The sequence below is a fragment of the Acidobacteriota bacterium genome (assembly GCA_003696075.1).
GTDB lineage: Bacteria > Acidobacteriota > Polarisedimenticolia > J045 > J045 > J045.
The window spans coordinates 1-19,575 of the sequence record RFHH01000193.1 but is presented as its reverse complement, the minus strand read 5'-3'; the positions used below and the strand labels follow the sequence as shown (position 1 = coordinate 19,575).

Genomic DNA, 19,575 nt, shown 5'->3' with positions numbered 1-19,575 from the left:
CCGGGCGGGCGGGGACTCACGATAGCGGCCCCCCCGCGGCGAGCCAACCCCCGGGCGCGGAAACCGCTCCGCCCCGGGTCGGCGCCGTGGCCTTCCTCTCCGGCTACCTTTCTTCTCCCTCTTCTTCCTCCTCGTCCTCCTCGTCAGGAGGGAACAGCTCGGCCACGACCTCGTCGAGGGCCCGACGAAGACGATCCCGGGCCACTTCGGTGGGAACGAGATCTCCGCCTCGCACCTCCACCGGCCGGGGGTACGGCTCGCCGAGACGCTCGCTGTGCCGGGTATAGGCCTCGGCGATCGAGCGGACCGCGATGTCGAGCGCCCTCTCGGCGGCGGCCGAGAGGGTCTCCGTTTCCGACACGTGCCAGAACTCCAGGACGGCGCTCGCGGAGTCGGTCGAGCGCGTCACCACGAACAGATCCCAGACCGGCAGGCGAACCAGGTGGTACGACTCCGGCCACGAATACCCCGGTCCGCTTTCGGCCCAGTTGATCCAGATGATCTCCCGGGGGAGGAGGGCGACGGGATGGCCCGTCGAGGCCGGCGAGCCCTCCCTCGAGATGAAGACGCGGCCGGTCTTCCGGTCGACGATGGCGAAAGCGGGAAGCCTTTCGTGGATGTCCCTCAGGAGGATCTCGGCGACCGCCTTCCGGAGAGGCGTCTCGTCGTCGTTCCAGTCTTCCTCCAGGTAGGACCAGGCGTTCTCGATCCATGGCCATTCCCGGAATCGGCTCGCCAGCCCCCAGGACTCGAAAGGATTGGGCCATTGGTCCCAGAGCTCCTGTTCGTCGTCCGGATCCGGCTCCGAATCGCCGCCCGGCTCTCCTTCCGCGTCCTCCTCCCACCAATCGGGACGCGGCGGCTTGACGAAGCGGGGGCGCTGCCACGCCAGTTCGCTCTCGACCCACCACCGGGCCTCCGGGGCGAACAGGAACAGGCGCAGGTCCGGTACGTCCCTGGGGATCTCCCCACCGAAGGCGACCGAGAGGATCGCCAGCTCTTCCGGCGTGAAAAGGTCGACGAGAGTGGGCTCCTTCCCCTCGGGGAACCGGGGCTCGCGCTCGCCCCGCTCGAGCACCCTCGCGAGATCGCCGGCCGTCCTGACCCAGCGCATCGTTCCGATCGGGAGGGGAACCCCCGCCTCCTGGGCTGCCATCCAGACGATTCGGGCCCGCTCCGCCGTGTCCTTGACGAGCCGGCGGAGCGAGGTCCGCGCCGTGATCTTCTCCAGCTCCCGGCCCGTTTCCCGGGCGAGCAGCTCGCGGACGAACTCCAGCTTGTCCTTCCCGGCAGTCACCGCGGTGCCTCTGGCTCGACGCTGTCCGGAGACTAGCGCAGGAGGGGCTCGAAGATCCAGCACGGTTCGCGGATCGGCTTGAGTCCGATAATGCGCATTATGTCAACTAGCGCCGAAGGCCAAGCCGCTTCCGGGATTTCGCTCCCGCCGGAGCCCCCGCAGCCCTATCCCCACGGCGGTCCCGCCCTCGCCCTTCCGCTCCCCTCCGGCGGAGGGAGCGTGCACGGCCTGGGTCGACCCCGGCCGCTCGCTCCGGGCGCGCGGGCCCGCCAGCTCGCCGCCCGCGATCGACGCACTCTCCGCGCGGCTCCCGGGACCTCGCCAACACGCCGCGGCGTCGCTGGCGAGACGTGCTCACCGGAGCGCCCTTCGCCGCGCGCCAGCGGCGAGCCGGCGCTCAGCTCTCCTCGGCGATCTGTTCCTTGAGATCCGCGACGATCTGCTCGAGGACCTCGAGCAGCTCCTCCGGAGGCACGACCTCGCGCTCGAACTTGAGGCTGAGCGTGAAGTCGCGGTCGGGCGGCCGGTACCGGAAAACGTAGGGGCGCCGGCCTTCCGATCTGCGTCTTGCGCTGTCGCGACCCCGCTTGCGGTCCCGAACCTCGTCCCGCGTCAGCCGCTCCTCCGCCACCTGCTGGACCAGCGCCAGCATGTCGCGAGTCGTCGGCTGCCGGGCGATCTCCATCAGCGTGCTCTTCGTGGTGATGTCGGCGCGCCGACATGCCTCCTGGACCTCCGGAGGCATCCGGTTGAGGCTGAGGATCTCGGTGATGCTCGTGCGGGAGCGCCCGAGCTTGCGCGCGACCTGCTCGTGCGTGTAACCGAAGTCCTCGCACAGGCGGGCGATCGCTTCCGCCTCTTCGAAGACCGAGAGGTTCCGCCTCTGGAGGTTCTCGATGAGGCTGATCTCGAGCGTGCCCCGGTCGTCGACATCCAGCTCGATGCAGGGCACCATCGACAGACCGATCTTGCGCGCGGCGCGGTAGCGCCGCTCCCCTGCGATGATCTCGTACTGGCCGTCGGGGAGCGGTCGCACGAGGATCGGCTCGAGAATCCCCTTCTCCCGGATCGACTCCGCCAGCTCGTCGATGTCGGACAGCTCGCGGCGCGGCTGGTTGGGGTTCGGGACCAGGAGTTCGATGTCGATCATCCGCCCGATGGCAGCCGGGCGCGCCGAGGTGATCTGGTCGACGAAGTGCGTGTCCGCCCGCATGCGATGCGTGGGCGGCAATCCGCGGTTCTTAGACACGTTCGAGAACCTCCTCGGAGAGGCGATAGTACTCCTCCGCGCCGCGGGAGGACGGCGCGAAGGTGAAGATCGGCTGCTTGTAGGCGGGAGACTCCTCGAGGCGGACGTTCTTGCTGATCCGGGTCTTGAAGACTTTGTCCCCGAAGACTTCCTGGATCTGGCGGTCGATGTCGCGGGCCAGGACGGTCCGGCGGTCGTGGATGGTGACGAGAACTCCGAGGAGTTGGAGGTCGGGGTTGGCGCGCAGCCGGATGCGCTCGTACGTCTCGAGGAGGTCGTCGGTCCCCTCCAGGGCGAAGTAAGAGGACTGGATCGGGACGAGCAGGTGCGTGGCGGCGATCAGCGCGTTGACGGTGAGCATCCCGAGGGTCGGCGGAGTGTCGATGATGGCGAAGTCGAAGGACGACCTGGCCGGCTCGAGTTTGTCCTTGAGGCGGAAGTGGGCGTCGAGCTGGCCGGCGAGAGCGGGCTCCACCTTGGCCAGCGCGAGCCGGGCCGGGGCGATGAAGAGGTTCTCGACCTGGCAGGTCTGGATGACGTCCTCGAGCGTGATGGCCGGGTCGGTCAGCAGCTCGTAGGTGGAGAGCTTGATCGCCTCGAGCTCGAGGTAGGACAAGCTCGCGTTGCCCTGGGGGTCGAGATCGATCAGCAGAGTGCGATGGCCTTTGTTGGCGAGCGCCGCGGCCAGGTTGATGGCGGTGGTCGTCTTCCCTACACCGCCCTTCTGGTTCGCTATCGCAAGGATCATGGAGGCCCCGAGGTTGGCGCGAAGCCCGGAGAGGGCGCGCCGGGGCGCTCATCGTAGAAGAGGGCGGACGCGAACGCAACGGGGCGGAGGAAAAAGGAAGACTTTCGCTTTCGCCTATTGTTCGTATTCGCCGAGACGCGGGGCGCCCAGGCTCTCGAGCCACGCGCGGATCTGCTCGTTGTCGCGCTGGCTGGCGGCGAGGTCGAGCCGCTCGGCGCGGTCGAGAACCTCGGCCCGGGCGTAGATCGGGACTCCTTTGCGGAGCGCGAGGGCGATCGCGTCGGAGGGCCGGCAGTCGACGACGCGCGGGCCGGAGGGCGTTTCGAGATGCAGGTCGGCGTAGAAGACGTTCCCCTCGACTCGCGTGATCACGACCTTGGCGATGCGCGCTCCGAGTTGGTCGAGGATCGCGTGAATCAGGTCGTGCGTCATCGGGCGCGGGTTCGCGATGTGCTCGAGCTCCTTCGCGATGGCGTCCGCCTCGAACGCACCGACCCACATCGGGAGCTTGCGGTCGCTTCCGCGCTGCCGCAGGACGAGCAGGATCCCCTTGGTGATCGGATCGGCCATCAGGCCGAGAACCCGGAGCTCGACTTCCATCGGCGTCCTCCGGCGCCCGAGGCGAGGTTACGGGCGCCCGCGGGGCAAGTCAAGATCGCGCGGCGGCTCGCCGGGGCGCGACCTCGCCCCGGAGACTGTTGGGGCCCGCGGCGGTGATCGTCACCGCGACGCGGTCGCCGGGCCGGACCCCGGCACCGGGGAAGTTGACGACGCGGTTGCTGGTGGTCCGGCCGGCCCACTCGGCCGCGTCGCGCCGGCTGGGTCCCTCGACCAGGACCTCGACGGTCCGGCCGACGAGACGGGCGTTGCTTTCGAGCTGGATCCTCCGCTGGAGGGCCTGGAGCCGCATGAGCCGTTCGATTTTCACGCCTCGGGGCACGTCGTCGGGAAGACCTGCGGCGGGGGTTCCGGGGCGCGGCGAGTAGACGAAGGAGTAGACCTGGTCGAAGCGGACCGTTTCGAGGAGCGACAGCGTTTCCTCGAACTCGGCCTCCCCTTCCCCGGGGAAGCCGACGATGACGTCGGTCGACAGGCTGATGCCCGGCACGGCCTCGCGGAGGGCGGCGACCCTGGCGAGGTAGAGTTCGCGGTCGTAGCCGCGGCGCATGGCGGCCAGAATGCGCGACGAACCGCTCTGCACCGGCAGATGGAGGTGATCGCAAACCTGCGGCAGCTCCGCCATCGCCTGGATGATCGGCGGGCGGAGGTGCAGCGGGTGCGAGGTCGTGAAGCGGATTCTTTCGATCCCGGAGATGGCGGCCGCGCCGCGAAGGAGATCGGCCAGGCCGGCGCGGGTGGCGGGGCAGCGGTAGGCGTTGACGTTCTGGCCGAGGAACTCGACCTCGCGGTAACCCTCGCCGGCCAGCCGCCGCACCTCCTCCAGGACGTCGGCGAGGGGCCGGCTCACCTCCCGCCCGCGGGTGCGGGGGACGATGCAGTAGGTGCAGGTCTTGTTGCATCCCTCCATGACCGTCACGTAGGCCTTGACCCGTGCCGGATCGCGGCGCACCGGCTGTCCCGGTGGGAAAAGACCGTCCTGGTAGAGCGTCGTGTCGACGATCCCCCGCCGCTCCGCAGCCCGGGCGAGGAGATCGGGAAGGCGCCCCTCCGCGCGCGGCCCGAGGACGAGGTCGAGCCACGGCGCGCGCTGCAGGAGGGCGTCGCCCGCCATCTGGGCCACGCAGCCGGTCACTCCCACGATCAGTTCCGGGCGGCGGCGCTTGAGACCCTCGATCTGCCCCAGCGCCGCGTAGACCTTCTCCTCCGCCTTTTCGCGAACGGCGCAGGTGTTCAGCAGCAGGACGTCGGCCTCCTCCCGGGAGGCGGCGGGGAGGTAGCCCAGCCCCTCGAGCACGCCGGCCATCTTCTCCGAGTCGTGCTCGTTCATCTGGCAACCCCAGGTGTCGATCCAGTACCGCCCCTTCATGGCGCTTCGCTCCCGGCGATCGCCGCTCGCAGCTCGCGGTGAAGGCGTGCCAGGTCGGTGGACACGACGCGGGAGCCGCCGGCGGTGGTCATGAAATTGGTATCGCCTTCCCATCGCGGGACGACGTGCAGGTGAACGTGCTCGGGGATCCCCGCGCCCGCCGCGCGCCCGATGTTGAAGCCCAGGTTGAATCCGTCGGGCCGCCAAAGCCGCCGCATCGCAGCGCAGCAGCGGGCGGCCGCGTCGATCAGTGCGGCGCGGCTCTCCGGAGGAAGTCCTTCGAGATCGCCGCAATGCTCGCGCGGTGCCACCATCGCGTGCCCGCCGTTGTAGGGGTACCGGTTGAGCATGACGAGGACCCGGTCCCTGAGCACGACCAGGTTCTCGTCGTCGGCCTTCGGTTCGCCCCAAACCCGGCAGAAAAGGCAGCCCTCCTCCTGGCCGCCCACCGGCCCGCTCGCCGCGCCGGTGACCCAGTCATGGCGCCAGGGCGCGAACAGGTGCCTCACGGCGCGGGATCGATCTTCAGGACGGCATCGCCGCCAGGGGGCGCGATCCGCTCCCCCTGCTCGGTATCGGCCGGAGCCTCCGGGGCAGCGGCGCCGGGCGGATTGAGCATCTCCCGCAGCTCCTTGCCCGGCTTGAAGTACGGAACGACCTTCCCCGGCACCTCGACCGTCTCCCCGGTCTTCGGGTTCCGGCCCTGCCGTGGCCGCCGCTGGCGGAGGCGGAACGAGCCGAAACCGCGGAGCTCGATCTTCTCCTTGCGGCGCAGAGCTTCGACGATCGAGTCGAGCACGGTCTTCACGACCGCTTCCGCCTCGGCCTTGGACAGGCCGGCCGCCGCCGCGATCTTTTCCACCAGATCGGCCTTGGTCATCGCCCCTCCGACTCCTCAGGCGCCGTCCGTCCCGCCGCCATCCGGCGATTCGGCATCGTCCGCCGCCGGTCCGCCCTCGTCGTCCGCCGCCTCCTCCCGGCCGGCCTGGCGCTCCTTGAGCGCCGCGAGATCGCCGGCCAGATCGCCCAGCGTGATCTGCGAGGCTCGGCGCGCCTCTTCCTGCTGGTCCTGGTAGGTCTTCAGGTCACGGTCTCCGAGCTCGTCGAGAGCCGCCTTGATCGACAGGCCCACCTTCCGCTCGTCCGGATCGGTGCGGAGGATCTTCACCCGCACCGTCTGGCCCACCTGGAACCGGTCGGACGGCTTCTCGATCCTTTCGTGTGCCATCTCCGAGACGTGCACCAGCCCTTCGACGCCCTCGGTGAGCTCGACGAAGGCGCCGAAGTCGGTCAGCCGGACGATCTTCCCCTCGAGGATGTCTCCGACGTGGTAGCGCTTGAAGAACTCCTGCCACACGTCGGGCTGGAGGTCCTTGATGCTGAGGCTCAGCCGCTGGTTGTCGCTGTCGATCTTGAGGATCTTGGCCTCGACCTCCTGGCCCTTCTTGAGCACCTCGGCGGGGTGCTTGATGCGCCGGTTCCAGCTCAGATCGGAGATGTGGACGAGCCCGTCGACACCGTCCTCGACCTCGATGAAGGCGCCGAAGTCGGCGATGTTCCGGACCACGCCCTTGATCACGTCGCCGACCTTGTACTTCTCCTCGATCACCGTCCACGGGTTGGGCGTGGTCTGCTTGAGGCCGAGGGACAGCCGGCGGTTCTCTTCGTCGACTTCGAGCACCACCGCTTCCACCGTGTCGCCGACGTTGAGAATCTTGGAGGGGTGCTTCACCCGCTTCGTCCAGGACATCTCGGAGACGTGGATCAGACCCTCGATGCCCTCCTCCAGCTCGACGAAGGCTCCGTAGTCGGTGAGGCTGACGACCTTCCCCCGCACGCGCGACAGGAGCGGGTACTTCTCCTGCGCGTTCTGCCAGGGGTCCTCCTTGAGCTGCTTGAGCCCCAGGCTCACCCGCTCCTTCTCGCGGTCGAACTTGAGGACCATCACCTCCAGCTCGTCACCGATGTTGACGACCTCGGAGGGGTGATTGACGCGGCCCCACGACATGTCGGTGACGTGCAGCAGCCCGTCGATGCCGCCGAGATCGACGAAGGCGCCGTACTCCGTGATGTTCTTGACGACCCCCTTGACCACTTGCCCTTCGCTGAGCGTCTCGAGCGTCGTCTTCTTCTTCTCGGCGTTCTCCTCCTCGAGCACGTGCTTGCGCGACACCACGATGTTGCCGCGGCGCCGGTTCATCTTGATCACGCGGACCCGGACCTCCTGTCCGCGGTACGACTCGAGATTTCGCACGGGCCGGACGTCGACGAGGGAGCCCGGAAGGAAGGCCCGCACGCCGATGTCCACCGACAGACCGCCCTTGATCCGGTCGGTCACCTTTCCGGTGAGCACCTCTCCCGTCTTGTGGGCGTTCTCGACCCGCTCCCAGACCTTGATGCGCTCCGCCTTCTCTTTGGACAGCGGGATGTAGTCCTCCCCCTCGTCCAGCGACTCGACGACCGCTTCCACCTCGTCCCCGGGCTGCGCGGGGGGCTCGCCCGGTTCGACGTGGAACTCCGACCGATCGATCGCGCCCTCCTTCTTGTAGCCGATGTCGACGAGGACGACATCGTCCAGCACCTTGATCACTTTGCCGGTGACCACGGCGCCCGGGCGGATCTGCTTGTCGGGACTGTACTGCTCGACGAGCGCGGCGAAGTCCACCGCCTCGCCGTCGCCCGCCGCGGAGATGCCGGCGGGCCGGTCGGGATGCGCTTCGTTGGGGGAGGCCTGCATATCCATGTCCTGTGTCGTCCTCCAGCGCGGCCCGCGGGCCCCATGGCCCGCCGGGCCGAAACCGGTTCCGGTTGCTCGTCCTCCGCGGGGCTCCGGCAGGGCCCACCCTCGGGCCCGCCCGGCGGGCCGCACGCCCCACCGCTTGTCCAGCGTCTCCGGCGCCGCCGCGGATACGAACCGAAGATGCTATGTGGTTGCAGCAGTTGGGTCAAGCGCGCGGGCCACTTTTTCGGCGTCCCGGCCGGGAGCGCGCGCCCTTCGCCGCTCCCTGCGGCTCCAGTCCCACCGCCCGGCGGAGCGCCCGGATCTCACGCTCGCGGAGCGGCCGCACCTCTCCCACCTTCATCCGGCCCAGCCGAAGCGGCCCGATCGCCACCCGTCGGAGACGCTGGACCGGGTGGCCGACCCGCTCGAACATACGCTTGATCTGTCCCTGGCGCCCTTCCACCAGAGTCACCCGGAGCCAGGTCGCGCTCGCGGTCGTTCCCTCCTCCTCGACCTCGGCCGGGAGCGTCCGCACCGCGGGTGCGATGACGACACCGCGGCGGACTCGGTCGAGCGCACGGGCGCTCGGATGCCCCCGGACCTTGACGCGGTAGACCTTCGGAAGATGGGTCCGCGGGTGCATGACCCGGTGCGCCAGCTCCCCGTCGTTCGTCAGGAGGAGCAGGCCGTCGGCGTCCCAGTCGAGGCGCCCGACCGGGTAGACCCGGGCCCGGATTCGGTGGCGCGCGAGCAGATCGGCCACCGTCGGCCGGCCTTCGGGATCGGCGAGAGAGGTGATCATCCGCCGCGGCTTGAAGGCTGCGTAGTAGAGCGGGGGCCCCCCGGGCCGCGGGATCGGCCGGCCGCCGACCCGGATGTCGTCCCGAGCCGGATCCGCCTTCGCGCCGAGCCGGTCGACGCGCTTCCCGTTGACCGTCACCTTCCCCTCGACGATGAGCCGTTCCGCGGCCCGCCGGGAGGCGACGCCCGCGCGGGACAGGATTTTCTGGATTCTCTCGAGCATCCGCCCAGCGCCTCCGGGAGCGGGACGCCTCCCTTCCCGGCTACGCCGGCGGGGGCGCCGCCCGGCCTGTGGGACCCGGGGTGGCGGGGACGGCCGGAGGTTCGGCCGGGACCGCCTCCTCTCCGGCGTCGGAAGCGCTCGCCGGGAAGAGCCTCCGCTGGCTCGGCATCACTTTCGTTCCGAACGCTTCGACCGGCGGAAGGTCCGCCAGGCTGTCGAGCCCGAAGTGCATGAGGAACTCGCGTGTCGTTCCGTAGAGGATCGGGCGCCCGACGACGCGGCGCCGCCCGACGATCCGGATCAGCCGCCGGTCCAGGAGGACCCTGAGGGCGTACGCCGGGTCGGTTCCCCTGATCTCCTGGATTTCCGGGGCGGTGATCGGCTGAGCGTAGGCCACGATGGCCAGCACCTCGAGGGCGGCCGGCGTCAGCCGCTTCCGGTTCCGGAAGCGGAACAGGGACCGGAGTCGTTCCGCGTGCTCCGGCCTGGTGACGAGGCGGAATCCTCCCGCCACCCGCTCGAGCCTCAGCCCGGAACCCCGGCGGTCCAGGCGCCGCTCCAGCTCCTCGATCCCGGCCTCGATCTGCTCCGCTTCGCACTCGGGCAGGCCGGCCCGGATCTCTTCCATCAGGACCGGTTCGGAGGCCGAAGCGAACAGCATGGCCTCGATGACGGCCGGCAGGTCGGGCTCCGGGCGCATCGGCGGCGGAACGGTACTGGTCATGTCGTCCCCCCGGTTTCGGCCTCCACGAGAATGTCCTCCCTCCAGTGAGCCTGCCGCGCGCGGGCGACGCCGTTGCGGATCAACTCCAGCAGAGCCAGGAACAGCACGATCCGCTCCAGGCGCGTCCGGCACTCCTCAAGCATCTCGCGGAACGAGAAGCGCCGCCGCTGCTCCAGCCGATCGAGAAGCCGCTGCATCATGTCCGGGAGGCGGACGTCCTCGCGGTGGACGACGACCGTGCTCTCCTGCGCTTCCAGCCGCGCGAGGATCCGCTCGAAGGCCCGCACGAGATCGGTGAGGCCCGCCCGGACCGTCACCTCCCCGGCGAACTCCCGCGGAGGCGGCACCGGCCTGGTGAAGACGAGGTCCCTGGCGCTCTCGAGCGCGGCCAGCTCCTCGGCCGCCTTCTTGAACGCCTCGTACGCGAGGAGCTGGCGGCTCAGTTCCGCCCGCGGATCCTCCTCGACCCCTTCCGCCTCCGGATCGGGCGGCAGCAGCATCCGCGACTTGATGTGCGCCAGCGTCGCCGCCATCAGCAGGTACTCCGAGGCGATCTCGAGATCGAGCTCGCGCATCCGCTCGAGGTAGGCGTTGTACTGCCGCGCGATCTCGACGATCGGGATGTCCAGGATGTCCATGTCCTGCGAGCGCACCAGGTGCAGCAGCAGGTCCAGAGGACCCTGGAACCGGCCGACGTGGATTTCCAGCCCGCCGGGGGGACTGGCCGCGCTGCCCGCCGCTTGGGACATCCCGATTCGACGTTCTCCCGCGATGCGCGGCCGTGTCGCGCCCCGGCCGCCCCGGCTCCCCGGGGATTACGCTTCCCGCGCGCCGAGGCTACCACCGGCCGGAAACGGCGGTCAATTGCGCGGCCGCCCCTCCTCCCCCCTCGCCTTCCCTGGCTTGACTTTCCTGCGGGCCTTGCAGGTGGCCCGGGCGATCTCCTCCGCGGACTCGTCGAGCGCGCGGCGCCGTGCTTGCCGGTGCGGATCCCACAGCGGATTGCTCGTCGAGGCGGACCGGACGAGACTCTTCCGCGAGCGCCGGAGCACCGGTTTCCGCTCGCCGCGCCGGGTCAGCGCATAGCGGTACCGCACCTCGACCTCCCAGATCTCCCCGGGGCGGTCGCGGCCCGTGTTCGGGTCGAAGACGGCCGCACCGCCGGGGCGCCTCCGTTCCCGCCACCGTTCGAGGGTCACTTCCAGTTCCGCCTCGGCTTCCGTTCCGTCGCGCGCGAGCTCGATCCCGCACAGCGGCTCGGTCAATCCCACCACGAGCCGGCGTTCGAAGGCCGCCCGATCCCGTTCGGCGACCCCCGGCGCCGCCGACACCCGGAGGGAGACCCGCCAAGGCTCGGGGGCGGGCCGGTCCGCGGCGGCGGCCGGCAACGCCAGGAAGGCGGCGGCCAGGATCACTCCTCGTGGAAAGTCAGCCGAACGACGCCGAGGGCGATGACGTCCCCGTCCTTGATCCGGACCGGCTTCCCCGGCGGGATCTTCTTCCCGTTCAGGAGGGTGCCGTTGAGGACGCCCTTTTCTTCCGAGAGCAGCCAACCCTTCGAGGACCGCGTCACCCGGGCATGGCGGCGCGACACGGAGCGCCTCGTGTCGATCTCCGTCAGATCCACTTCCGGCCGATGGTCCGTCACCGGATCGTACCGGCCGATCATGACCTCCGGCCCGTTGAGCGGGAAGCGTTCTCCCGACCCCTCGACCTCCAGCCAGCAGAGCTTGCCGGTCGGGGGAGCCTCCTGGCGGAGAGCCGTCTTGGCGGCCCGCGGCGCTTCGCCGGCCGCCGCGGCGAGCGCGGTTTCCACCGCCTCGAGTCGGGTCGCCAGCTTTCGCATCACCCGGACCGCGATCTCGGGGTGGCTCGACAGGAGGCGCTGAAAGGTCTGAGGGCTGATCTCGACGATCTCGCAGTCGGTGGTCGCCTCGGCTTTGATCCCGTACGGCCGCCCGTCGAGGATGGCCCCCTCCCCGAACAGGTCTCCCTTGCCCAGCACCGCGATCTCGCGGGCGGGGCCGCTGCCGGACGGCCGAGACAGCCTCACCTTCCCCGATTGGATGATGAACAGGCAGTGCCCCTTCTCCTCGGGGCCGACGATCGTCTCGCCCGCCTGGTAAGGGACGGTCAGGGCCTTGAGGGAAACCGACGCCATCGGCGGATCCGGCCTTTCCGGCGGGATGCCCCGCTCCCGGCGGAATATAGGAACCGCTGCCGCCGGGGGTCAACGCGGCGCCGGGTTCGGCGAACCCGCCTCCCGGGAGCGGCCGAGCCGGTACAACCCCGCCGCTGCCTCGTACCGAACCTCCTGCGCAGGGTCCTCGTCCGCGATCGCCTCGAGGATGCGACGGGCTTCCGGCACCCCTGCACGGGGCAGCAGGCGCACGGCCTCCGCCCGCACCTCCGCCGATTCGTCGGTCCGGGCCAACCGGACGATCAGCTCCCGGCAGGCCCGCACCAGTTCCCCCGCGCTCTCGATCTCGTCCGGCCGCGGCCGCAGCGTCCGGCGGGGCTCGAGTCGGCCCCGCTCGAGCGCGAGGCCGATCGCCCGGAGGGCCCAGCGCCGCCGCTCCGGGCTGGCGTCTCGCGCGTGGGCGAGAAGCCCTGGGATCCAGGCTTCGTCGGCGAGGCCGAAGCGGGAAGCCTCCCGGAGCGCTGCGTCGATCAGCCAGGGGTTGGTGCCCGACAGCCAGGCGACGAGCTGCGCCTCCGCCGCTCCCCGGTCCGGACGATCCTGGTAGCGGACGATCTCGCGCACCGCCTCGTCGAGGGCCCGGGCGCCCTCGGCGGGGATCGGAATGCGCGAGGCGTACCCCGCGGCCGGGCGGAACAGGTCATCCGCGACCGGGTCTCCGGCCGAGTCGGTGTATCGCTCGAGCACCCAGAACGCTTCCTCTCCCTCGACCGGATCGAAGGGCGGCGTGCCGGGAGGCCTCGCGAGGTTGTCCCCGCGGAAGGCGATTCGAATCGTCTCCCCCACGCCGGTGCCACGCAGAACCTCCTCGACCGCGAGCCTGGCCTTGGCTCCCCGCCTCTCCACGCGGGCGAGGACGACGGTCTCGCCGGCGGCGATCCGCTGCAGCAGGTCGGCCCCGTCTCGCGGGCGCGCCGGATCGGGGCGTTCCCTCGCGATTCCCGCAACCGGCGCGAGGCTCAGGAGCGCGGCGAGGAGGATTCCCCCCGTCCCCGCCAGCCGAGGGCGAGGCCGAGGACGGCGAAGCCCGCGAGCACCAGCGAAGCGCTGGCTGCGAGGACCGGATCGTCGAGACTGGTCCACAGGTCGATAGGTTCCCGCCATGCCGCGTCGAACCGGCCCGTCCGCGCGAACGCGAGCAGCAGCGTTCCCACGACGGCGCCTGCGATCGAGCCGAACAGGCTGCCGACTAGCATACCGGCCAGCGGGCGTGCCGCGCTCCGCTTCGCCTCCGGTGGCTGCAGCAGCGGGATGGGGTCGGAGCCGCGCGCCGGCACTTCCTCGCCGGGCGCGGTGCCGGCCTCCGCGGGACGGGAGGGGACTTCCCCGGCCAGGATCGGCTCGGGAACGGGCCCCGGTTCCGGTGCGGCGGCGACGGCCGCCGCCTTGTCGGTTGGGGGCGCCGGATCGGCGGGAGCGGCGAAGTCGAGTTCCGGCTCCGCCTCCGTCCGCTCCGCCGGTGCCGCGGGGGCGAGCGGTCCCCCGTCCGGCGGAACCGGGGGCGGGTAGCTTCCCGCGGGGACCGAGAGGTAGCGGCGCGTGCGTTTCCGGGTGGCGGTGATCATCGCTGCGATGTCATCTCGAGGCGAATCGAGAGGCGGAACCGGCGCCGTTCCTCCCCGGTGTGGATCTCGATCGGTACCAGGATCTCCTGGGGTTGACCGGGAGCGAGGATCGTCGGTTCGATCTCTTCCTGGAACAACGGATCTTCCGCCGAGACCTCGACCGCGGTCGCGGAAGCCACCGCCGCCGGAGCCCCGAGCGCCGCCTCCAGCTCGTTCCTGTCGATCCTCACCGTGGACCCGGCCCGCGGCGGCTCCGGGGGCGGGCTCGCCTCGGCGAGCCCGAAGACGTCCTCGTCCTCGGCGGCGGCCCCCCACTCCCCGCTCTCTCCGCCGGGGCCCGCGTCGAACGCCCCTCCGGCACCGACACCGGGGGCGGAGAGGCCCTGCTCGCCCGCGCCGGAGTCCCAGGCGAACTCCGGCCCACCCGCTCCCGCGGCAGAGGCCGGCTCTTCCGCCGGAGCAGACCCATCCGCGGCGGCGGAGATCTCCTGGCTCCCGGCTCCGGCCTCCCAGGCCAGATCGACCGCTCCGCTTCCCGCGGCCGCCGGCTCGGCCGCCGGGGCCTCCGGCCCGGCGGCGGAGATCTCCTGGCTCGCCTCCCCGGCCTCCCACGCCAGATCGGGAGCTCCGGTTCCCGCGGCCTGCGCGGCCGCCGCCCCGGCGGCGGCAATCTCCCAGCCCTCCGACCCGGCGTCCGACGCGAGCTCCGTCGCGCCCGATGCCGCGGCCGCCGCCTGCGCGGCCGCCGCCGAAGGCACACCCTCCGGGGAGGCGGCGGGAGCGGCCTCGCCGGCCTCCAGCGGGGCGCCGCCGCCGTACCGCTCGTTCAGCCTCAGCAGCACCAGCTTGCAGATGTGCCGCAGCGTTTCCTGGACGCCGACGCCGGTGGTCGCGATCGCCTCGTAGAACGGCGCGTTGTATTTGTTGAGCTTTTCGTTGAGGACCTCGACCGGAAGAGCGTTGGGAAGATCCTGTTTGTTGAACTGGAGCACGTGCGGCAGGGTTTCCAGCGACAGTCCGTGCGCGGCGAGGTTTTCCTCGAGATTGCGGAACGAATCGATGTTGGCGTCCAGCATGTTCTCCTGGCTGTCCGCCACGAAGACGATCCCGTCGGCTCCCTTCAGCACCAGCCGCCGCGTTTCGTTGTAGAAGACCTGGCCGGGGACCGTGTAGAGCTGGACCTTCGTCTTCATCCCCTGGATCTGGCCGAGATCGATCGGGAGGAAATCGAAGAAGAGCGTGCGGTCCGTCTTCGTCGCCAGGGAGAGCATCTTTCCCCGGACGCCCGCCGGCATGTGCTCGTAGATGAACTGGAGGTTGGTGGTCTTCCCGCAGAGACCCGGTCCGTAGTAGACGATCTTCGTCGTCAGCTCCCGGGTCGAGTAGTTGAAAACGGCCATCGCTCCCGATCTCCCCGCGCGCAGGCGGCCGGACCGGCTGGGCCCGCCGCGTCCTCCCGGAGTCCGAACCTCGTCGGACCTGCGCGGGAAACATAGAGTTGTCCGCCCCGCAGGTCAAAAGGGTCGGCCGGGAGACGGCGCTCAGCGCGGGCGGCGCGGGGGCCGCCGGAAAGTGACGACGACCGGCGTGGGGCCGAGCTGGAAGGCGTCCCGGAGCCGACCCTCGAGGAACCGGCGCAGCGGCGCCGACAGCCGGCCGGGATCGCGGCAGAAGACGACGAACCGGGGCGGGAGCGTGCCGATCTGGGTCGCGTACAGCATCTTCGGGCTGCTTCCGCCCCGCGACAGGTGCTCGGCCACGGCGGCCTGCAGGAAGCGGTTCAGCTCCGACGTCGGGATCCTCCGCGAGGCGGCCTCCGCTACGGCCCGGCAGGTGTCCAGCAGGCGAAACACCCGCCGGCCCTCCACCGCCGACACGCTCAGCCGGGGGGCGTAGGAGGCGAAACCGAGCCTCCTGTCGATCGCCGCCTCGAGGTCGCGGCGGGTCCGATCGGGGTCGGACACGAGGTCCCACTTGTTCAGCGCGATGACGAACGGCTTGGCCGACTTCGCGATCTCGCCGGCGATCGCCACGTCCTGGCTCGTCAGCCCCTGGGGGGCGTCGAGCACGAGCACGGCCACCTGGCACCGCTCCAGCCTGCGTCGCGTCATCAGCATGCCGATCCGCTCGTCGTCCGCCGCCGCCTTCGCCGAGCGCCTGAGCCCGGCGGTGTCGACGATCCGGTAGCGCCGGCCGTCCCGGACCAGCACGACGTCGACCGCGTCCCGCGTCGTTCCCGGAACGGGGCTGACGGTGACGCGCTCGGCACCCGCGAGGCGGTTGATCAACGACGACTTCCCCACGTTGGGCCGGCCGACCACCGCCACCGACAGCTCCTCCCTCTCCTCCGCCTCGCCTTCCGGGGCGGAGGCAGGCAGCCGGGCGCCGGCGGCATCGACCAGCCGCTCCAGGCCGATCCCGTGTTCCGCCGAAAGCGGAAGCGGTTCGCCGAGTCCGAGCCGCCAGCCGTCCGCGGCGGCGTCGGCGAGACGGCCGGTGTCGAGCTTGTTCACGACGAGGAGCACCCGGTCGGCCACCTCGCGCAGGCGTGCGGCGATCTCCTCGTCGAGTGGGGTGACCCCCGCCCGCCCGTCGATCACGAAGAGGATCAGATCCGCCTCCCGCACCGCGGCAAGGGCCTGTTCCGTGACCGCCCTGGCGAGCGCCTCGTCGGTGTCGGGAACGAGCCCCCCGGTGTCCCAGAGCCGGACCGCCCTCCCCGCGAGCTCCACCTCGCGTTCCAGGCGGTCCCTCGTCACCCCGGGGCGGTCGTGGACGATCGCCTCCCGGCGGCCCACGAGCCGATTGAAGAGCGTCGACTTGCCGACGTTGGGTCGCCCCACGATCGCCACACGCGGCAGATCGGCCTTTCTCGCCCGGGTCCGGCTCATGGCCTCGTCTCCGCGCCCGGGGATGGTCCCGGCGCCGCCGACACGATAAACTGCGCGAGCCCGTCCCGCGCCGAGCGCGCCGGCACGGGTGCGCGGAGGTCGCGGAAAGACATGGTCAAAGCGGACATCGTCAACCGGGTGGTCGAGCAGGCCAACATCGGCAAGGCGCAAGCGGTGAAGGCCGTGGAGGCGCTCTTCGACGCGCTTCGCGAGGCGATGGCGCGCGGGGAGCGGATCGAGTTCCGCGGTTTCGGCGTGTTCCAGGTGAGACCCCGGAAGAGGGGTTTCGGGCGGAACCCGCGCACCGGGCGCGAGGTCCGGATTCCGCCCGGCCGCACCGTCCGCTTCAAGCCCGGCAAGGACCTGCGCGACATCGAGCCGTGAGCGTCCCGCTCGGGCCGTGGGAGGCGCCGCCGGCTCCCGCGCCCCGGCGGCGCCGCTTTCCGCTGCTCAACGCCGTCCTCCTCGGGGCCACGGTCGTCACCACGCTTCTCGCGGGAGCCGCCTTCTCAGAGGACGGTGCGGCCGCCCTCGCCCGCCTGGCGTCGGGGCGCCTGTCCGCCTTCGGCGATGTCGCGGCGGCCGCGTGGCCCTACAGCGCCGCGCTGATGGGATTCTTCCTGGCCCACGAGATGGGTCACTACCTGGCTTGCCGCGCCTACGGCGTTGCCTGCACGCTGCCGTTCTTCATTCCCGCTCCCCCGTTCTTCCTGTTCGGCACCTTCGGGGCGGTCATCCGGATCAAGGGGGCCATCCGCGACCGCCGCGCGCTGTTCGACATCGGCGTGGCCGGGCCGCTCGCCGGGTTCGCCGTCTCGGTGCCGGTGCTGGTCGTCGGACTGCTCCGGTCGCGGGTCGTCGGGGCCCCGCCCTCCGGACCGGCATGGATCTTCGGCGACAGCCTGCTCACCTGGGCGCTGCAGAGCCTCCTCTACCCCGACCTCGGGGGAGCCGATCTCGAGGCGGACCCCGTTTTCCTGGCGGGCTGGCTCGGCGTGCTGGCGACCGCGATGAACCTGATCCCGGCGGGCCAGTTCGACGGCGGGCACATCGTGTACGCGCTCTGGCCCCGAGCGCACCGCGCGATCTCCCTCGCCTCGGGCCTGTTCCTCGCCTCGCTCGTCGTGACCCGCTCGCTCGTGTACGGCGAGGTCTCGGCCTGGAGCGCGTGGGCCGTCGTGGTTCTCGTCTTCGGGCGGCGTCATCCGTTCGTGCCGGGGGGCCGCCCCGGCGGCGGGCGGCTGGCGGTCGCCGCGGCCGCGCTGGCCATCCTGCTTCTCTGCTTCATTCCGAATCCCCTCGGAATCCGCGGCCTGTAGAGGTCACGGGAGGCGCCTCAGCCGGCCGTCACGAACACCGACGCGGATCGGCCCCGAGGTGACGGTCGCCGCGCAGCGGATGCCCGAACGGCGCAGCCGCGCGAGGAGCATCGGGTCGGGATGCCCGAAGCGCCGGCCGCTGGAGACGAGGACCCAGCGCGGCCGCAGCCGCCCGATCAGGCGGGGGTCGTTCGCGCCGGGCGCGCCGTGGTGCGCGGCGACGACGAGGTCGGGAACGGGGAGACCCGGAACGCGCCGCCCGACCAGCCCCGCGTCCCCGGGGAGCAACGCGAAGAGTCCGCCGGCCCGGATCGTCAGAACCAGGCTCGCATCGTTCCCTCCCCGGGTCTCGCCCCGGGCGGGGTTCCAGACCGAGACTTCGAACGGGCCCGCCGCGAAGCGGTCCCCTGCCGCGATCAGGCGGGCGGGCACGCCGCGCGCCGCCGCCTCGGCGAGGATCGACCGAAGCGGATCGCGGGTCGCCGCCGGCTCGGGCGCGGCGATCCAACCGGGCCGGAGGGCGGCGAGCACGACGAGCGCGGCCCCGCAGTGATCGCCGTCGCCGTGCGACAGGAGTAGGCCGTCGAGGCGAAGCACGCCCCGCCTCCGGAGAGCGTCCAGGATCCGGAAGGCCGAACGGGAAGGTCCCGCGTCGGCGAGCAGCGCGTGTCCCCCTGCCTGCAGGAGCACCGACTGGCCCTGCCCCACGTCCAGGACGGTGGCCGAACCGGCCGCCGGACCGCTCCGGGGCGAGGCGCCCGAGGCCGCGGCCCATCCGCCGGCGGCCGCGAGCGCGAGGAGGCCGGCGAGCCGGCCCCGCCGACGGCGCGATCCGAGCAACGCCGCGAGGCCCGCCTCGGCGAGCAGCGTCCACCCCAGCGGCAGGGGGGGCGCGAGGATCCCCGAGCCGGGAAGCCGCGACACGCAACCGGCCAGAGCGAGGAGGCCAGCAGCGGCGGACAGGGCCGGCCGAGCGAAGAGCGCGCCCGCGAACTCGGGCGCCGCCACGGCGGCCCAGCCGAAGGCGAGCAGCGGCACCAGGCAGGGAACGGCGACGACATTCGCCGGGAGCGCCCACGGAGACCAGCGACCCGCGATGCGGACGAGGAGCGGTTGTGTCGCGAGCCACGGGGCAGCGGCGAGGAGAAGCCGCGAGTCCCGGTGCCTCGCGAGGACCAGCGCGGCGGTGGCCGCCACCGTGAGCACGAAGGACGCCGCGGTCGCTTGACTCGGGTCGGCGACGAGGAGCAGCAGAACGGCCGCCCCGAGACCGGCACCGGCCGAGGCCGGCCGCCCCGCCAGCGAGCCGGCGCAGGCCGAGGCGAGTGCGAGGGCGGCGCGCCCCACCGGCGGAGCCCAGGGAAGGAGCAAGAGGAGCGCCGCGGCCGTCGCGAGGCCGGCGGTCTCGGGGCGCGCGAGGCGGAGCGCCGCGATCAGGGATGCGGCCGTGGCAGCCAGCAGTCCGGCGTGCAGGCCGGAGACGACCGCGAGGTGCGCCAGGCCGCTGGCTCGGAGTGCCTCGGCTTCGCCGAGGTCGAGGGCCCCCTTTTCCCCCGCGACGGCCGCCATCGCCAAGCGTCCGGCCGCCGACCGCTCGGGGTGGAAGCGTCGGCGGGCGCGGTGGCGGAAGCCTTCTCGCAAGCGCCTCACCCAGAGCCTCCAGGGGGGAGCGGGTCGCAGCACGCTCACGCAGGCGGCGGCTCCGGCGATGCCCGGCCGGCCGCAGAGGACCGAGACCCGCGCTCCCGTCGCGAGCCCGGCCGGCAGCGCGTCGGCGCCCGGATCCCCCGTCAGCGGAAGGCCGATCCGCAGCCGCCTGCCCCGGCCCTCGAGGACGAGAGTCCATCCC

At 71.6% G+C, this 19,575-nt stretch carries 18 protein-coding genes and 1 pseudogene; 1 reads left to right on the top strand and 18 read right to left on the bottom strand.

The window, feature by feature from the left end:
* Positions 1-103: 103 nt before the first annotated feature.
* From D6718_12595 to der, 16 genes are all read right to left on the bottom strand, one after another.
* Complete coding sequence (locus D6718_12595) at positions 104-1,297, bottom strand: hypothetical protein (GenBank protein RMG43277.1); 1,194 nt, start codon at positions 1,295-1,297, stop codon at positions 104-106.
* A gap of 397 nt (positions 1,298-1,694) precedes the next feature.
* Positions 1,695-2,510 carry a ParB/RepB/Spo0J family partition protein gene (locus D6718_12590; GenBank protein ID RMG43276.1) on the bottom strand — a complete coding sequence of 272 codons (816 nt, stop codon included), beginning with the start codon at positions 2,508-2,510 and terminating at the stop codon, positions 1,695-1,697.
* A 28-nt stretch (positions 2,511-2,538) separates the two neighbouring features.
* The gene (locus D6718_12585; protein ID RMG43275.1) at positions 2,539-3,294 is read right to left on the bottom strand and encodes a ParA family protein; all 756 of its coding nucleotides are present in this window, start codon (positions 3,292-3,294) and stop codon (positions 2,539-2,541) included.
* Between the two features lie 114 nt (positions 3,295-3,408).
* Positions 3,409-3,894: a bifunctional nuclease family protein gene (locus tag D6718_12580; GenBank protein ID RMG43274.1), complete on the bottom strand. Its 486-nt coding sequence runs from the start codon at positions 3,892-3,894 to the stop codon at positions 3,409-3,411.
* Between the two features lie 49 nt (positions 3,895-3,943).
* Positions 3,944-5,281, bottom strand: a complete 1,338-nt coding sequence (gene miaB, locus D6718_12575) for a tRNA (N6-isopentenyl adenosine(37)-C2)-methylthiotransferase MiaB (protein ID RMG43273.1) — start codon at positions 5,279-5,281, stop codon at positions 3,944-3,946.
* Positions 5,278-5,631, bottom strand: a complete 354-nt coding sequence (locus D6718_12570; GenBank protein ID RMG43297.1) for an HIT domain-containing protein — start codon at positions 5,629-5,631, stop codon at positions 5,278-5,280. Before D6718_12570 ends, miaB begins: the two co-directional genes overlap by 4 nt.
* A gap of 155 nt (positions 5,632-5,786) precedes the next feature.
* Positions 5,787-6,161, bottom strand: a complete 375-nt coding sequence (locus tag D6718_12565) for an integration host factor subunit beta (protein RMG43272.1) — start codon at positions 6,159-6,161, stop codon at positions 5,787-5,789.
* Positions 6,162-6,176: 15 nt separating this feature from the next.
* Positions 6,177-8,024 carry a 30S ribosomal protein S1 gene (locus D6718_12560; GenBank protein RMG43271.1) on the bottom strand — a complete coding sequence of 616 codons (1,848 nt, stop codon included), beginning with the start codon at positions 8,022-8,024 and terminating at the stop codon, positions 6,177-6,179.
* A 202-nt stretch (positions 8,025-8,226) separates the two neighbouring features.
* Positions 8,227-9,027: an rRNA pseudouridine synthase gene (locus D6718_12555; GenBank protein ID RMG43270.1), complete on the bottom strand. Its 801-nt coding sequence runs from the start codon at positions 9,025-9,027 to the stop codon at positions 8,227-8,229.
* Between the two features lie 40 nt (positions 9,028-9,067).
* Entirely contained in the window at positions 9,068-9,751 is a 684-nt protein-coding gene (gene scpB / locus D6718_12550; protein ID RMG43269.1) for an SMC-Scp complex subunit ScpB, read from the bottom strand.
* The gene (locus tag D6718_12545; protein ID RMG43268.1) at positions 9,748-10,500 is read right to left on the bottom strand and encodes a segregation/condensation protein A; all 753 of its coding nucleotides are present in this window, start codon (positions 10,498-10,500) and stop codon (positions 9,748-9,750) included. The genes scpB and D6718_12545 overlap by 4 nt, the downstream gene beginning before the upstream one ends.
* A 111-nt stretch (positions 10,501-10,611) precedes the next feature.
* A complete protein-coding gene (locus D6718_12540; protein RMG43267.1) occupies positions 10,612-11,166 on the bottom strand; it encodes a hypothetical protein in 555 nt (184 codons plus the stop codon).
* The gene (locus D6718_12535) at positions 11,163-11,912 is read right to left on the bottom strand and encodes an FHA domain-containing protein (protein ID RMG43266.1); all 750 of its coding nucleotides are present in this window, start codon (positions 11,910-11,912) and stop codon (positions 11,163-11,165) included. Before D6718_12535 ends, D6718_12540 begins: the two co-directional genes overlap by 4 nt.
* Positions 11,913-11,981: 69 nt before the next feature.
* The gene (locus tag D6718_12530; GenBank protein RMG43265.1) at positions 11,982-13,055 is read right to left on the bottom strand and encodes a hypothetical protein; all 1,074 of its coding nucleotides are present in this window, start codon (positions 13,053-13,055) and stop codon (positions 11,982-11,984) included.
* Positions 13,056-13,512: 457 nt separating this feature from the next.
* Positions 13,513-14,916: a hypothetical protein gene (locus D6718_12525; GenBank protein ID RMG43264.1), complete on the bottom strand. Its 1,404-nt coding sequence runs from the start codon at positions 14,914-14,916 to the stop codon at positions 13,513-13,515.
* A 141-nt stretch (positions 14,917-15,057) separates the two neighbouring features.
* Positions 15,058-16,407: a ribosome biogenesis GTPase Der gene (gene der, locus D6718_12520; protein RMG43263.1), complete on the bottom strand. Its 1,350-nt coding sequence runs from the start codon at positions 16,405-16,407 to the stop codon at positions 15,058-15,060.
* A gap of 111 nt (positions 16,408-16,518) precedes the next feature.
* Here der and D6718_12515 point away from each other — a divergent pair, with 111 nt between their 5' ends.
* Positions 16,519-16,791: an integration host factor subunit beta gene (locus D6718_12515; protein RMG43262.1), complete on the top strand. Its 273-nt coding sequence runs from the start codon at positions 16,519-16,521 to the stop codon at positions 16,789-16,791.
* A gap of 357 nt (positions 16,792-17,148) precedes the next feature.
* On the opposite strand, the pseudogene D6718_12510 reads toward D6718_12515, so the two are convergent.
* Together D6718_12510 and D6718_12505 are read right to left on the bottom strand one after the other, a co-directional pair.
* Positions 17,149-17,361: pseudogene (locus D6718_12510) on the bottom strand (hypothetical protein).
* A gap of 368 nt (positions 17,362-17,729) precedes the next feature.
* Positions 17,730-19,575 (bottom strand): MBL fold metallo-hydrolase (locus D6718_12505; protein RMG43261.1); only part of this gene is annotated, 1,846 nt, incomplete at its 5' end.

What these genes read in the sequence shown, in the direction of transcription:
- der (RMG43263.1), bottom strand. Translation starts at nt 16,407, where the DNA reads ATGAGCCGGACCCGGGCGAGAAAGGCCGATCTGCCGCGTGTGGCGATC.
- D6718_12590 (RMG43276.1), bottom strand. Translation starts at nt 2,510, where the DNA reads ATGCGGGCGGACACGCACTTCGTCGACCAGATCACCTCGGCGCGCCCG.
- D6718_12555 (RMG43270.1), bottom strand. Translation starts at nt 9,027, where the DNA reads ATGCTCGAGAGAATCCAGAAAATCCTGTCCCGCGCGGGCGTCGCCTCC.
- D6718_12535 (RMG43266.1), bottom strand. Translation starts at nt 11,912, where the DNA reads ATGGCGTCGGTTTCCCTCAAGGCCCTGACCGTCCCTTACCAGGCGGGC.
- D6718_12580 (RMG43274.1), bottom strand. Translation starts at nt 3,894, where the DNA reads ATGGAAGTCGAGCTCCGGGTTCTCGGCCTGATGGCCGATCCGATCACC.
- scpB (RMG43269.1), bottom strand. Translation starts at nt 9,751, where the DNA reads ATGACCAGTACCGTTCCGCCGCCGATGCGCCCGGAGCCCGACCTGCCG.
- D6718_12545 (RMG43268.1), bottom strand. Translation starts at nt 10,500, where the DNA reads ATGTCCCAAGCGGCGGGCAGCGCGGCCAGTCCCCCCGGCGGGCTGGAA.
- D6718_12565 (RMG43272.1), bottom strand. Translation starts at nt 6,161, where the DNA reads ATGACCAAGGCCGATCTGGTGGAAAAGATCGCGGCGGCGGCCGGCCTG.
- D6718_12560 (RMG43271.1), bottom strand. Translation starts at nt 8,024, where the DNA reads ATGGATATGCAGGCCTCCCCCAACGAAGCGCATCCCGACCGGCCCGCC.
- D6718_12530 (RMG43265.1), bottom strand. Translation starts at nt 13,055, where the DNA reads ATGGCGGGAACCTATCGACCTGTGGACCAGTCTCGACGATCCGGTCCT.
- miaB (RMG43273.1), bottom strand. Translation starts at nt 5,281, where the DNA reads ATGAAGGGGCGGTACTGGATCGACACCTGGGGTTGCCAGATGAACGAG.
- D6718_12515 (RMG43262.1), top strand. Translation starts at nt 16,519, where the DNA reads ATGGTCAAAGCGGACATCGTCAACCGGGTGGTCGAGCAGGCCAACATC.
- D6718_12570 (RMG43297.1), bottom strand. Translation starts at nt 5,631, where the DNA reads ATGCTCAACCGGTACCCCTACAACGGCGGGCACGCGATGGTGGCACCG.
- D6718_12585 (RMG43275.1), bottom strand. Translation starts at nt 3,294, where the DNA reads ATGATCCTTGCGATAGCGAACCAGAAGGGCGGTGTAGGGAAGACGACC.
- D6718_12525 (RMG43264.1), bottom strand. Translation starts at nt 14,916, where the DNA reads ATGGCCGTTTTCAACTACTCGACCCGGGAGCTGACGACGAAGATCGTC.